Source organism: Mariprofundus sp. EBB-1 (genome assembly GCF_003665155.1).
Classification (GTDB): domain Bacteria; phylum Pseudomonadota; class Zetaproteobacteria; order Mariprofundales; family Mariprofundaceae; genus Mariprofundus.
This window is the reverse complement of record NZ_RCFQ01000023.1, coordinates 20,642-34,394: the sequence shown is the minus strand read 5'-3', so window position 1 is coordinate 34,394 and position 13,753 is coordinate 20,642. Positions and strand designations below refer to the sequence as shown.

Here is a 13,753-nt window from a genome sequence, read left to right as displayed (position 1 = left end):
GTACGCATAGAATTGATGATGCGGTCGAATGCTTGCATTCGGCCGTATTTCATTTGCGGTAAGGGGAGTTTTTATTGAGCGGTAATAGTATCTCTTATCTGGACCGTGAGGTTTGGCAACAACTGATTGAAGCAGAAACAGTCAACGACTTTTGTGGTCACTGGCTGCATTTGCAGTGCCTGATGATCCGGGATGTGCAATCAGCTGTGGTGCTGGCTGAATCAGAGCAGGGGGATGCGTTTGAACCGGTAGCACTATGGCCGGATGGTATGTCGGAAGTCAGTGAAAATCTAAAAAGTATGGCAGCTCAGGCGCTGGAATCGAAGCAGGGCGTAGTAACAGCTGCTACAGGAGAAATCAGTGCCATCGGGTATCCGGTCTGGAGTTGCGGAGCACTCAGAGCGGTCGTGGTGATGGAGCTGGCGGAACGATCAGATGAGCATCTGCGTGCGGTATTGCGTACTTTGCAATGGGGCGCCTCATGGCTGGATAACTTTTTTCTGCAACAGGATCTTACGCAGCATGACAAGGCAAATCAGAACGCTTCACCAGAGCGTTTGAAACAACTGATTGATCTGCTGGCGCAAACACTTGAGCAGAAGGATTTTAATCACGCCTGTATGGTTTTGGTCAATGAATTAAGCAATCGCTTTGATTGCGGTCGTGTGAGCTTGGGTTTCAAAGGTGGCAAACAGATGGATGTGCGGGCGATGTCGCACAGCAGTCAGATGGATCGTAAAATGAATCTGGTGCGTGCCATCGCTGAGGCAATGGATGAAGTGGCTGATCAGGATGCGATGATTCACTATCCACATGATAATCATTATCTGCTGATTACACAGGCGCATGCAAGATTAAAAGAGGCCTATGACAGTAGCGCCATATTAAGCCTGCCTCTTAAAGATGGAGCAGGTTCCGTATTTGCAGTGCTTACATTGGAACAGAGTGGGGGGGCGGGTTTTGTGGATCAGAACACTGTCCGGTTTTGTGAAGCTCTGGCTGTGCTGCTGGGGCCGATTCTGTACGATATGAAAAAGAATGACAGCCCGTTATGGAAGAAGGTCGCAGAAAGCGGTCGGGATCAGTGGTCAAAACTGGTGGGGGAAGATTACCTGCTACGTAAGTTTATAGTGGCCGGACTACTTATCGCCACGCTGTTTTTTACCTTTGTTAACGGAGAGTACCGGGTTACAGGTGAAGCAAAGATTGAAGGTGAGATGCGCAGGGTTATTGCGGCTCCATACGATGGTTTTATCAAGGAGGCCTATGCCAGAGTTGGCGATACCTTAAAGCAAGGCGAACTTATCGTAACGCTGGATGATGAGGATCTGCATTTGGAGCGCTTGAAGTGGATCGCCAAGAAGGGTGAATTCCGCCATAAATATCAGCAGGCTCAGTCCAAACACGATTTGGGTGAATCCCGACTTGCCGCCGCACAGATGGATCAGGCCGATGCAGAACTGGGGCTGGTGGATGAGCGTATCAAGCGCACCATCATCAAGGCCCCGTTTGACGGCCTGATTGTCGACGGTGATCTGAGCCAGTCGTTGGGTGCTGCCGTTCAAAAAGGGGATGTGTTGTTTGAAATTACACCACTGCATGACTACCGGGTTAAATTGAAAGTGGATGAAGTGGAGATTACCGAAATTGAAAATGGTCAGCAGGGACAGTTGTATCTGACCTCTGCACCCGGCGAGACCTTTCTATTGCAGGTGCAACGCATCACACCTGTATCGACAGCTGAGGACGGCATCAATTATTTTACCGTTGAGGCCAGCCTCGACAAACCATCAGCCACACTGCGCCCCGGTATGGAGGGGGTAGGTAAAGTGGTTGTTGGTGAGAGAAAACTATTTTGGATATGGACCCATGACCTGTTGAACTGGTTGCGCCTGCAACTCTGGGTCATGTTTGATTTGAAGTTCTGATATGGCTGGAGCATCGCTGTTCAGTGACTCATGGTATCGGGTTGCGGAATTAAAACCGATACTGCGTAAACATGTAGATATTCACCGGCGCATTTTTCGCGGCAAATTATGGTATGTGCTTCAGGATCATGTAACGGGCAAATTTCACCGATTTTCACCGGACGCCTATTTTGTCATCCAGCTGATGAATGGCAGTCATACGGTCAATGATATCTGGTTGTTAGCATCCCGGCAGATCGATAACGATAATATGCCTACTCAGGACGACCTAATTCAACTGTTGAGCCGTTTGCATAACGCCGATGTGATTCTTGGCGGAGCCAAGCCTGATTCCGAAGAGATGGCGGATAGGCAAGAGAAGTTGAGAAAGAAAAAAATACATAGTTATTTTATCAATCCACTGGGTTTGCGTTTTCCGCTGGTTGATCCTGAACCATTGCTGCAACAGTTGCAGGGGCTGGCGAACGTGCTGTTTACTAAAAAAGCGCGCCTGTTGTGGATGCTGCTGGTTTTCTCTGCCCTTATGCTGGCATTACAACACTGGGATGCACTGTCGGATAATGTGGCCGATAGGGTGCTGTCGCAGGGAAATCTGTTGCTGTTGTGGCTGGTTTACCCTGTGGTGAAATTTCTGCATGAAATGGGCCACGCACTGGCGGTGAAACGTTGGGGCGGTGAGGTACATGAGGGTGGTATCATGCTGATGGTGCTGGTACCCATTCCCTATGTTGAAGTGTCAGAAGCGCATGCCTTCAGAGATCGCTATCAGCGTATTATGGTCGGTGCTGCCGGTGTGGCTGTAGAGTTATTTCTTGCGGCTATCGCTATGTGGTTCTGGGTCTATGCCGAAGAGGGCGTAGCGCGTGCGATTGCATACAACGTGATGCTAATTGCCGGTGTTTCTACGTTGCTGTTTAATTTGAATCCGCTACTGCGTTTTGATGGTTATCATGTGTTGGCTGATCTGCTAGAAATCCCTAATCTTGGCCAACGCGCCAACCAGTATCTCGGCTTTCTGATCAAGAAACATCTATTTCAGGCCAAAGATATTCAATCACCGGCTTCTGCACCAGGGGAGCCGTTCTGGTTTGTCACCTACAGCCTGGCCTCTTTTGTATATCGCATGTTTATTCTCTATGTGATTGTACTTTTTGTCGCAGGTAAATATTTTATTGTTGGTGTGCTGCTGGCGATATGGGCGGTGGTGATGATGTTGCTGGTGCCGGCATTTAAGGTGTTGAAATCGACATGGACAGACCCGAAACTCGATGAACATTTTGCTCGCGGTATGCTTATTAGTGCCGCTGCCATGGCAAGTTGCATGATGATGGTTGCCATGGTTCCTGTCTCCTCATCGACATTGGCTGAAGGTGTGGTCTGGGTGCCTGAGGAGATGTGGGTTCGGGCCGGCAGTGATGGTTTTGTTGACCGGATTGTGGCCAGAGAAAATAGTCAGGTAAAGGCGGGGGATATACTCGTGGTGTGTAAAGCGCCGGAACTCAATGCGAGACGCGCGGTAGTGTTAGCTCGACTGGCAGAGTTGCGGGTGCGTTATACCATTGCCATCAAGGATGACCGTATGCAGGCACAACTGCTGCAGGATGAGATGCGACAGGCGCAGGCGCAATACACCTATCTGACAGAACGGATTGATGCATTAACGATACGCAGCAGTCGCGATGGTATGTTCATGATCAGGGAGCCTGAAAATCTACCTGGTCGGTTTGTGCGTCGCGGTGAAATGCTCGCCTATGTGGTGCAACAGGGTCATCTGCATGTGCGTGCGGTAGTGATGCAGGAGAGTATCCAGCAGGTCAGAGCAGATACACAATATGTAGAGATGCGTTTGTCTGAAAATTTCCTTGAAGTGTTTGAGGCCTCGTTGTTACATGAAGTGCCGGCTGCGATCCATGCTTTGCCAAGCATGGCGCTGGCCATTGAGGGCGGCGGAACGATTGCGTTGGATCCGGAAAGTAAAGATGAGGCGAAATCTTTCAAGAGTATGTTTCAGTTTGATATCGGTTTACCCGGTCAGTTGAATGCGAAAGCGATGGGTAGCCGGGTGTATGTACGCTTTGTGCATGCGGATGAATCACTGGCATGGCAATGGTATCGTCAGCTCAGACAAACCTTCCTGAGTGTATTGCATGTCTAGTTTCTCACCAGTTCATTTTGTGATGCATTTTCCCAAGGCTGTACCGGGTCTGTATCCGGAAGCCAAAGAGAAAAAGGTGAGCAGGGTTACCCAGTTTATCAGTTCAGGCACAATGATGTTATCCCGCTTGATGCGGCCGATGATGAAATCGCGCATGCACCGTTTTGCCACGCGTGTTGAACAACTGCCTGATCTATTTGGTAGCGGCAGTGATGATGAGTTGCTGCTGCAGGCACGCGCATATGGACAGGTATTGAAGATGCACGGCTTTGGGCAGCAGGCACTGGTGAAGCAGTTCTCCCTGATTCGCGAGGTCTCTTTTCGTCAGCTTGGCATGCGTCACTTTAATACGCAGGTGATGGCTGGTTGGAGTATTCTGCATGGTCAGGTGGCCGAGATGGCAACAGGTGAGGGTAAGACCTTAACGATTGCGCTGCCGGCGGCGGCTGCTGCGCTGGCTGGCATTCCTGTGCATGTGATTACAGTGAATGATTATCTGACCCAGCGCGATGCAGAACTGCTGCGCCCATTGTATAAAGCGTTAGGGCTTAGCGTTGGAGTGATTATTCAGGGTATGGATGCCGATGCACGCAGGCAGGCGTATGACTGCGATATCACCTATTGCACCAATAAAGAGCTGACATTCGATTATCTGAAAGATCGTCTGACGCTTGGTAACCATCCGGGTGGATTGCGAATGCAGATGCATCAGCTCTACGATGATACCTCATCGGCACGGCAATCATTATTGCGTGGTCTGCATTTTGCCATTGTGGATGAAGCCGACAGTATATTAATTGATGAGGCCAGAACGCCATTGATTATCTCCGGAGAACAGCAGGGTAATTTTGATGAGACTGTGATTCAACATGCCTTGGCCGCTGCGCGTGAAATGAAAGAGGGAGAACATTTTCAGGTGGATGATGCGCTGCGTAAGGTAGAGTTATACCCTGAAGGAGAGGCTTTTATAGCCGATCGTTATACGCAGCAGATATCGGTTTGGAGCAGTTTGTTATTGTGTGAAGATCTGGTGCAAAAAGCATTAACGGCGCTACACGTATTTAAACTGGATGAAGATTACCTTGTCACGGAGGGCGAGGTGGAAATTATTGATGAATATACCGGCCGTGCAATGTCCGGTCGCCAGTGGAGCAAGGGCTTACATCAGCTTGTTGAAGCGAAGGAGGGCTGCGCCTTGAGTGAGGAGCGGGAGACGCTCTCCAGAATCAGTTATCAGCGTTTTTTTCGGCGTTACCATCACCTATCCGGTATGACAGGAACAGCCAATGAAGCTGCCAGTGAGCTGTGGGCGGTATATCGCCTGCCCACCCTGGAGATACCCACGCATAAAACATGTATCCGTGATTACGATTATTGTCGGATATTGCCGGACAGAGATAAGAAATGGTTGCATGTGGTCGAGCGGGTAGAAGAGCTGTATCAGCTGCAGCGACCTGTATTGATTGGCACGCACTCTGTCTCAAGCTCAGAACACCTTGGCAATCTGCTGACTGATGCGGGCATTCCACATCAGCTGCTCAATGCACGACATGAAGCCGATGAAGCTGCAATCGTAGCGCAGGCGGGGCAAAGAGGCCGCATTACAATTGCCACCAATATGGCCGGACGCGGTACGGATATAAAGCTGGATGAAGCGTGTACCGACATGGGTGGTTTATATGTGTTGATTGTTGAACGCCATGAAGCCAAGCGCATTGATCGCCAGCTTATCGGTCGCTGCGCAAGACAGGGTGATCCGGGAAGCTATGGATATATTTTATCCATTGATGATCCACTGTTGGATGAGCGGCGAATCGGTGTGATATTAAAGTCATTGAAGTCGTTGCTAAAGCATGTGCCGTTGTTGCTGCACTATTTCGGGCCGTTGTTGCAGCGGATGGCGCAATTGAAAATAGAGCGGATGCACTATAAGGTCAGAAAGCAGGTGTTGCGTTCCGATCAGGATCTTGATCGCACACTGTCATTTTCCGGTTATTCGGAATAAAGGGGATAGGGATGAAATATATCAATTGGGTGATAGTGCTGGCATGTATGCTTGTATGCGGGCAAAGCTTTGCAGATGAAGCAAAACAGCAGTTTGATGGATTGATCGAGCCGGATGAACTTATCTCTGTAAGTAGCCCGATCCCCGGTGTGCTTGATGCGGTGCTGTTCGATAAAGGTGATCGTGTACGCAAAGGTCAGGTGATTGCCCGGCTGAAGTCGGGTGTGGAACGGGCCAGCGTTAATCTGGCCAAGGTGAAATATAAATACAATGCACGCCGGCTGGAACGTAATCGTGAACTGTTTGAAAAAAAGTTGCTTTCCCAGATGGATCACGATGATATTGAAACAGAAACCCGGATATCGGAAATGGAGCATAAACAGGCTGAGGAACAATTAAAGCTGCGTATTATTCATAGCCCGATCAGCGGCATCGTTGTGGACAAGAATTACTCTGCGGGTGAATTTGTTCAGGAACATGTGGTGATGAAAATCGCCAAACTTAACCCGTTGAAAGTGGAAGTGATTTTACCTGTTGAAATGTTCGGGAAGGTGCATAAGGGCAATGCTGCCAGCATATATATTGCCGGTTATGATGAACACTTTTCAGGTAAGGTTAATCTGGTCGATCCTATGATTGATGCGGCCAGTGAAACATTTGCCGTTCAAGTGACCTTGCCCAACAAGAAATATCGCCTGCCAGCCGGTCTTAAATGCAAAGTGAGTTTTTCTGAACGTAATAAATAGAGGGAAAGGTTAAATGTGCAGAAGGAAAGTCGTTGCATGGTGCCCTCTGATAATGAAATGATTGAATGGAGTTGATGTGAAAACACTAAGATTGAAAATCCCACCGCCTGCTGTTGCTATTGTTTTCGGACTGATGATATGGGGTTTGAGTCATACGTTTTCTGTAGAAGTAGTACATGCCGATTTAAGACAAATCATTGCCCTGATGCTGTTGGCTGTGGCTGGTACGATCGATGTATGGGCTCTGCTGAGTTTCAGGTTTGCAAAAACCACCATTGATCCACGTTATCCGCATAAAACCAGTGCGATTGTTTCTCACGGTATTTATCAATTCACACGCAATCCGATGTATCTTGGTCTGGTGCTTATTTTAACATCATTAAGTATTTATCTGGGTGCTGCATTAGGAATATTCGTGTTGCTCGGGTTTGTTGTCTATATGAATAAGTTTCAAATAGAAGCTGAGGAAGAACATCTGGAGCAACAGTTCGGTGAGCAATATCTTACTTATAAAAATCAAGTTCGCCGCTGGATCTGATCTGTAATGTTTACATGCAGTTGAATAAAAGAACAGTTCAATCTAGTACATGCAATCTGGCACACGTAATCCGGAACGCTATTTCACAGCCATGCGCGTTGATTTTGTGATGAATCATGTTGTAATCCGGTGACTTCTTTCAGGATGGCGACATGCTAAAACGATTCATGTTAGTCAGTGCCATGATACTCTATTTTGAGCCTGTGCTGAAATAGTCGTCTTTTGCGGTGCTGTGTCAGCGTTTGTCCGTAGATCATGTTAAAGGTGTAAAAGCATCTAAGGAAAAGAGATATGGAATGCTTATTTTGCATGTATGGCGTTTCTGATGGTTATGAATATTGAATCGGGGTGTAGGTAAGATGCGAACAGTGATGATTTCAGAAGAGCCGATTGAACTCTATAAACTGCTGAAGTTTGAAAGTCTGGTATCCAGTGGTGGTGAAGCTAAGCATGTGATTGCTGATGGTCTTGTTTGGCTCAATGGAAAGCCTGAGACACAGAAGAGAAAAAAGATCGTCTCAGGAGATGTCGTGGCCTTTGGCAATGAAAAAATAGTCGTTCAGCTCAAGTGATGTGGTCATGAGAAGAGGCTGTCGCAATGATGTTGAATCGAAAAGGGTGTTTGTAAAGCTATGAAATGGATATTGATCATTATTGCACTGCTACTTTCATTGGGAGTGATTGCTTACATCGCCATGGCGATGCAATCGCATAAACGACCCGATAACCTGGGCTTGCAGCAAGGCCTGTTACGCACCTGTCCTGATTCGCCCAATTGTGTCTGTAGTGAAGATCATAGCCAATATGACGCACAACATGCCATTGCTCCAATCAAGGCTAATGATGAAACGTGGGCTATACTAACAGCTATAATTACTAAGCAGGGCGGCGTTGTTGAGCAGGATGATGGCAACTATCTGCATGCCACGTTTACATCACCATTCTTTCGGTATGTCGATGATGTGGAGCTGCGATTTGATCACGTGAAAGGTTTGATTCATGTGCGTTCTGCATCACGAGTGGGCCATTCTGATTTTGGCGTAAACCGGAATCGTATGGTGCGCATCACACAGCTTATTGAATAGAGCGCATCTAAAAAAGGTCTTTTATTGCATGGGGCTTCTGTGCTTCCCTAAGGTCTTTGCTATCCTTACATGCATATTTATGATTATTCAGGAAGAAATTACGCGTTTATTTTTAATACGATATAAGCCATAGTTGCAATGTTTTCTGGGGAGGAAATGTTGACGTGCTAATGATAAAAAACCGGTTTTTTAAATTTTCTTTCGCCATTGGTGTTGTCATTGCGTTGTTCTTCATTGTGACCTTGGGCATGGCCCAGTTGAAAACCCATATCAATACGCATGCATTGGATAACCTTACCGCGATCAATAAAAAAGTGCGTGATGCTTTGCATCGCCAGATTGACAGCAACGTTGTTACGATTACGCAAATTATTGAAGGTAGAGAAACACGCACACTGCTGATGGATGCATTGAATCCAGCAGAAATGACAGCTAAACAACGTTTTGATCTGCGTAAAGTATTGGCCAAAAATGTATTCTCCCAACACTATAAAGGCTTTTTCCTGATCGGGAAAAACAGAAAAATTCTTGTGTCCATGAAACAGCGCGATATGGGTATGCAGGTACCTGAATTGGCGCAGGAGGCGATTGAACGCCTTGAACAGGGTGAGCAGTCGGCGCTTACGCACCCCTTTGTATATGTTGGTCAAATATCCATGTGGATACTGAAAGCGATTACAGATGAGCATGGAAAAAGCATGGGGTATTTTGCCCTCGAATTGGGCAATGCCCATCGTTTTTCTGTAACGACTTTAAGTGCCGGTATTAGTTATGCGAGTGGTGAAACTTACCTTGTGAACGATCAGGGCTGGATGTTATCCGAATCCCGCTTGAAGGCAGGTCTGATCTCGGCAGGTTTATTGAAGACTGGTGATGCGACTACTCTGAATATTCAAGTGCTTGATCCGGGTATTAATCTGTTGAATCAACCAATCGCAATCAGCAGGACCGGGCAACAGCCGTTTACATACGCTGTCGAGCAGGTGACATCCACCCATCAACCAGGCTGGAATACAGATGGTTACAGAGACTACAGGGGGGCTCTGGTGCTGGGTGTCTGGCAGTGGGACAAGTATTTGAATGCAGCCATCATTAGTGAAATTGATCAGGGCGAAGCCATGCAACTCTATGTCTATGTGCGTAATGTTTTGCTTATTCTACTGTTTTTTGTGTTGGCAGGCACACTTGCAGCGATGATGGCATATAGCCGTTTACGTATTCGCTCTGAGCGGGAGGCTAATCGCCATAAAAACCTGTTGCTGGAATCCACCGCGGAAGCCATTTATGGCATCGATATGGATGGCTATTGCACGTTTGTGAACAGATCCTTTCTTAACATGCTGGGCTATGAGGAGTCTGAGGTGGTGGGGAAACATATCCATCAACTGATCCATTATGCCTATCCTGATGGTGATGATTATCCTGTTGAAGCGTGCAGTATCTACAGAGCACACCGTGAGCGTACGCGCGTGCACAGAACTGATGAGTCGTTCTGGCGCAAAGATGGTACGCTAATCATGGTTGAATGTTGGTCGCAACCACTGTTTGAGGGTGATGATGCGATTGGCAGTGTTGTGACTTTTCTGGATATCACCGAACAGCGTAAAAATGAAATTGAGCGGGAGCAGATGGAAAAGCAGTTGCAGCATTCACAGCGCCTTGAAAGTCTGGGGGTACTGGCCGGCGGCATTGCTCATGATTTCAATAATTTACTCACTGCAATCCTTGGCAATGCATCGTTGGTGGAATCAAATATTCTGAAAGATCCGCTCAAGGCGAAAGAGCGTGCTGCAAAAATCATTCTTTCAGCGGAAAAAGCAGGAGTGTTGTGCAAACAGATGCTGGCCTATTCTGGCAAGGGTCAGTTTATTTTGAAACCGATCAATTTATCGAGCATTGTAGAAGAGATGACCCATCTGCTGGAAGTATCTATCGATAAGGCCGTGATCATCAAATATCACCTTACCAGTCAATTACCATTGATTATGGTGGATGAAGCACAGATGCAGCAGGTCATCATGAATCTGGTGACCAATGCCAATGAAGCGATTGATGGCAAGAGTGGCGTGATTTCATTAACTACCGGGGTGATGAATGCAGAAGCACCATACCTGGCCACATGTTATGCCGATCATATTCAAGCCGGCCGGTTTATCTATGTAGAAGTCTGTGATACTGGTTGTGGTATGGATAAAGAGACCGTTCAGAAAATATTTGATCCGTTTTTTACCACCAAAGTTACAGGGCGAGGGCTCGGTATGAGTGCGGTACTGGGCATTGTGCGGGGTCATCAGGGTGCGCTAAAAGTTTATTTGGAACCCGGACGTGGAACGACATTCAAGTTTTTACTGCCGGTTGATGAATCGGAGTATGGCTTGAATATGCCTACCGAGCAGGAAACGGGTGTGGAGCAATTTTCTGGCGGTACTGTACTGGTTGTGGATGACGAAGAGACTGTGCGTGAAGTCGCCTGCATGATGCTGGAGGAGATGGGGTTTGACACGATCACGGCATGCAATGGTGAAGAGGGGCTGTCGATGTATAAAAAACATCAGCACTCTATCTTGTTTGTACTTACCGACTTAACCATGCCACGCATGAGTGGCAAGGAGTTGTTCACTGAATTGAAAAATATCAATCCGGAATGTCGTGTTATTTTAAGCAGTGGATACAACTCAACGGAAGCGATTCAACAATTTTCTGGTAAAGGTCTGGCTGGCTTTGTTCAGAAGCCCTTTACTCCGCAAGCCTTGAGCGAAGAAGTGAAAAAGATGCTCGGAGAGCAACCATGAGAAGTATTCATTTTTTTTGGATTCTACTTTCAGCGATGATATTCACGATGCCGCAGGCAAGGGCGGAAACAATCACCGTATCTGGATCCACCACGGTTAAAAAATATATGCAGCTTGTTGCTGACGCCTACATGCAAACACACCCTGATGTGCATTTCAGTATTAATGGCGGCGGCTCGACGTCTGGTTTTGGCCAGCTTATCGATAGGCGCGTGGATATTGGTATGATGAGCCGAAACCTGACCGTGGAGGAACAGCAAACATTGGGGGATGTGCAGCATGTGGCGGTCGCTGTGGATGCTGTGGTGCCTGTTGTTTCACATGAAGTGCAACAATCCGGTGTATCCCAGATTACACCATCCATGTTGGCAGATATTTATCGGGGCAAGATTACCAACTGGAAACAGGTGGGGGGAGCAGATCGACAGATTCTGCTTGTGGATAAAGAGATGCATCGCGGTACACGCCATGTGTTTGCACAATATGTGCTCGGTTCTCCCACGGCAGCAGTATCTCCAGAGGCTATTACTCTTGAGTCCAATGATGATGTCGTCAATATTGTGAGCGGCAGTGATCAGGCTATTGCGTATGTTAGTTTTTCGTATGTGAACGCGCTTGTGTATGGACTGGATTTGCAAATTGAAGGCAAACTTGTAGCCGCTACTGTGGAAAATATCAGAAGTGGTGCTTATCCGATTTCGCGTAAACTTTATGTGTTGCTACCCAACGATGCTTCCGCTCAGGTGCAGGCATTTGTGCGTTTTATCTTATCAGTAAAAGGACAGCGTCTGGTTGAGCGTGCGGGGTACTTGCCCATTCAATAAGGAAAACACTGAATCAATCAAATCAGTACTTCCTTACAGACTACGGATTACGAGAAGAACGTTCGTAGCAATGCTTCCGGACGACCTACAAAGGATTCGTGGTGGATAAAGAAACAAGCAAGGGTGCGGTAGCGTTTATGAATAATACAGACTAATACTTACTAGGCACAAATGTTTGTGTGTTGATATCGGGACGTTCGTATGAGCCCTGTTTTTTGCGTTCCGGCAGTTCTACCGGAGCAGGCATAATATCCTTATAAGGAATAGAATCCAGAATATGCGTTAGACAATTTAAGCGAGCTCGTTTTTTTACATCGGCATCAACCACATTCCATGGTGCTTCAGGGATATCCGTATAGAAAAACATCTCGTCTTTGGCCTTGGAGTACTCTACCCACCGATTACGTGATTCCAGATCCATCGGACTGAGTTTCCAGTGTTTAGCGGAATCGTTGGCACGTTTTTGGAAACGGCGCTCCTGTTCTTCATCGCTGACTGAAAACCAATATTTCAAAAGAATGATGCCCGAACGCACAAGCATGCGTTCAAATTCTGGACAACTGCGCAAAAACTCTCTGTATTCTGTGTCGGTACAAAAATCCATGACACGTTCCACTCCGCCGCGATTGTACCAACTGCGATCAAAGACCACGATTTCACCGGCTGCAGGGAAATGATTCACATAGCGCTGGAAATACCATTGTGTGCTTTCTCGATCAGAGGGTGCGGGTAGAGCCACCACATTACAGCCGCGTGGATTCAGTGGCTCCATCAGACGTTTAATGGTACCGCCTTTGCCGGCTGCATCACGGCCCTCAAAAATAATGATCACACGCAGTCCTTTTTCTTTAATCCAGTACTGCCATTTCACCAGTTCAAGATAGATTTTAGACAAAGACTTTGTGTATTCAGCGTTGGGCATTTTATTCGGCTTACTCATAGGACCTCTCTTACCAGTCATGATATCATATAAACAGGGATTGCCAACGGTGAAATGTCACAAGGGTGAATGTGGCAAAGAGAGAGATTCTCAGTTCTTTATGTTTTCAAGCGCAGAGTAGGGGGCTGGTTGAGCGCGTAAGCTTGAGGCCAATTGCTGCAACTCATTTTCTGACAGGTGCACATTGCGGCGACGCAGTTCTGCGATGATTTGTCTGCATGTGATGGTAGGTAAGTGTATGAATTCTGCTTCCAGATTGGAGTGAACTACCTCGCTACCATCAGCCTGAATCAGGTAGTGATCGAATGCATGTTCAGAGACGCACAGCAGGGCAATATTTTTACGGTGCTGAATACTGTTCAATGCCTGAAAAAAAAGACTGCTGTAACCTGCATGGATGCTTTCTGTGCATCTTAGCTCATCAAAGTTATGGAGAATAAGCAGGCTATTTTGTGGCTTTCTTTCAATTTTCTTGAGTATGCTGTCAAGGCTTTGTGGCGTAGAGGGTTTACTTCCTGACTGCAATATTAAATCATCAATAAAATCTTTATAATCAAACTTATAGGATCGCATATTCATGTGAAATGTTTGCAGTGATCCGGATAAAAGATGGCGTAAATCCTGCAAGGTTCGACGCCGACCCTGGCCATGCGCGCTGATCAAATGGATGCATGCCCCGGCCAGTAATGTGTTAGCCAGAGAAGCGGTAAATACCGGTCGTAAATAGATAGACACACAGA

11 protein-coding genes are annotated in these 13,753 nt (G+C 47.0%); 9 read left to right on the top strand and 2 right to left on the bottom strand.

All coding sequences use genetic code 11. The features are described 5' to 3' along the window. Nucleotides 1-74: 74 nt before the first annotated feature. The 9 genes from D8Y20_RS09790 to D8Y20_RS09750 all read left to right on the top strand — a co-directional run bounded on the left by D8Y20_RS09790 (nt 75) and on the right by D8Y20_RS09750 (nt 12,073). Nucleotides 75-1,928 (top strand): efflux RND transporter periplasmic adaptor subunit, encoded by a 1,854-nt coding sequence (locus D8Y20_RS09790; protein ID WP_121543218.1) that lies wholly within the window; start codon nt 75-77, stop codon nt 1,926-1,928. A gap of 1 nt (nt 1,929) precedes the next feature. Continuing rightward, the gene (locus tag D8Y20_RS09785; protein WP_121543216.1) at nt 1,930-4,083 is read left to right on the top strand and encodes an efflux RND transporter periplasmic adaptor subunit; all 2,154 of its coding nucleotides are present in this window, start codon (nt 1,930-1,932) and stop codon (nt 4,081-4,083) included. Continuing rightward, the gene (locus tag D8Y20_RS09780; RefSeq protein WP_121543214.1) at nt 4,076-6,088 is read left to right on the top strand and encodes a preprotein translocase subunit SecA; all 2,013 of its coding nucleotides are present in this window, start codon (nt 4,076-4,078) and stop codon (nt 6,086-6,088) included. Before D8Y20_RS09785 ends, D8Y20_RS09780 begins: the two co-directional genes overlap by 8 nt. 11 nt (nt 6,089-6,099) lie before the next feature. Then, a complete protein-coding gene (locus D8Y20_RS09775) occupies nt 6,100-6,834 on the top strand; it encodes an efflux RND transporter periplasmic adaptor subunit (RefSeq protein ID WP_121543212.1) in 735 nt (244 codons plus the stop codon). A 76-nt stretch (nt 6,835-6,910) separates the two neighbouring features. After that, nucleotides 6,911-7,372 (top strand): isoprenylcysteine carboxylmethyltransferase family protein, encoded by a 462-nt coding sequence (locus D8Y20_RS09770; protein WP_236075385.1) that lies wholly within the window; start codon nt 6,911-6,913, stop codon nt 7,370-7,372. A gap of 359 nt (nt 7,373-7,731) precedes the next feature. Then, nucleotides 7,732-7,944 carry an RNA-binding S4 domain-containing protein gene (locus D8Y20_RS09765; RefSeq protein WP_121543210.1) on the top strand — a complete coding sequence of 71 codons (213 nt, stop codon included), beginning with the start codon at nt 7,732-7,734 and terminating at the stop codon, nt 7,942-7,944. Nucleotides 7,945-8,004: 60 nt separating this feature from the next. Further along, the gene (locus D8Y20_RS09760) at nt 8,005-8,457 is read left to right on the top strand and encodes a DUF1499 domain-containing protein (RefSeq protein ID WP_121543208.1); all 453 of its coding nucleotides are present in this window, start codon (nt 8,005-8,007) and stop codon (nt 8,455-8,457) included. A gap of 170 nt (nt 8,458-8,627) precedes the next feature. Then, nucleotides 8,628-11,249: a response regulator gene (locus D8Y20_RS09755; RefSeq protein ID WP_121543206.1), complete on the top strand. Its 2,622-nt coding sequence runs from the start codon at nt 8,628-8,630 to the stop codon at nt 11,247-11,249. Beyond that, nucleotides 11,246-12,073: a phosphate ABC transporter substrate-binding protein gene (locus D8Y20_RS09750; RefSeq protein WP_121543204.1), complete on the top strand. Its 828-nt coding sequence runs from the start codon at nt 11,246-11,248 to the stop codon at nt 12,071-12,073. Before D8Y20_RS09755 ends, D8Y20_RS09750 begins: the two co-directional genes overlap by 4 nt. 151 nt (nt 12,074-12,224) lie before the next feature. Here D8Y20_RS09750 and ppk2 read toward each other — a convergent pair whose 3' ends face one another. Then, the gene (gene ppk2, locus D8Y20_RS09745; protein ID WP_201265612.1) at nt 12,225-13,013 is read right to left on the bottom strand and encodes a polyphosphate kinase 2; all 789 of its coding nucleotides are present in this window, start codon (nt 13,011-13,013) and stop codon (nt 12,225-12,227) included. Between the two features lie 90 nt (nt 13,014-13,103). Further along, complete coding sequence (locus tag D8Y20_RS09740) at nt 13,104-13,748, bottom strand: hypothetical protein (protein WP_121543200.1); 645 nt, start codon at nt 13,746-13,748, stop codon at nt 13,104-13,106. Between the last annotated feature and the right edge of the window lie 5 nt (nt 13,749-13,753).

What these genes read in the sequence shown, in the direction of transcription:
- D8Y20_RS09785 (WP_121543216.1), top strand. Translation starts at nt 1,930, where the DNA reads ATGGCTGGAGCATCGCTGTTCAGTGACTCATGGTATCGGGTTGCGGAA.
- D8Y20_RS09780 (WP_121543214.1), top strand. Translation starts at nt 4,076, where the DNA reads ATGTCTAGTTTCTCACCAGTTCATTTTGTGATGCATTTTCCCAAGGCT.
- D8Y20_RS09775 (WP_121543212.1), top strand. Translation starts at nt 6,100, where the DNA reads ATGAAATATATCAATTGGGTGATAGTGCTGGCATGTATGCTTGTATGC.
- D8Y20_RS09765 (WP_121543210.1), top strand. Translation starts at nt 7,732, where the DNA reads ATGCGAACAGTGATGATTTCAGAAGAGCCGATTGAACTCTATAAACTG.
- D8Y20_RS09760 (WP_121543208.1), top strand. Translation starts at nt 8,005, where the DNA reads ATGAAATGGATATTGATCATTATTGCACTGCTACTTTCATTGGGAGTG.
- D8Y20_RS09755 (WP_121543206.1), top strand. Translation starts at nt 8,628, where the DNA reads ATGATAAAAAACCGGTTTTTTAAATTTTCTTTCGCCATTGGTGTTGTC.
- D8Y20_RS09750 (WP_121543204.1), top strand. Translation starts at nt 11,246, where the DNA reads ATGAGAAGTATTCATTTTTTTTGGATTCTACTTTCAGCGATGATATTC.
- ppk2 (WP_201265612.1), bottom strand. Translation starts at nt 13,013, where the DNA reads ATGAGTAAGCCGAATAAAATGCCCAACGCTGAATACACAAAGTCTTTG.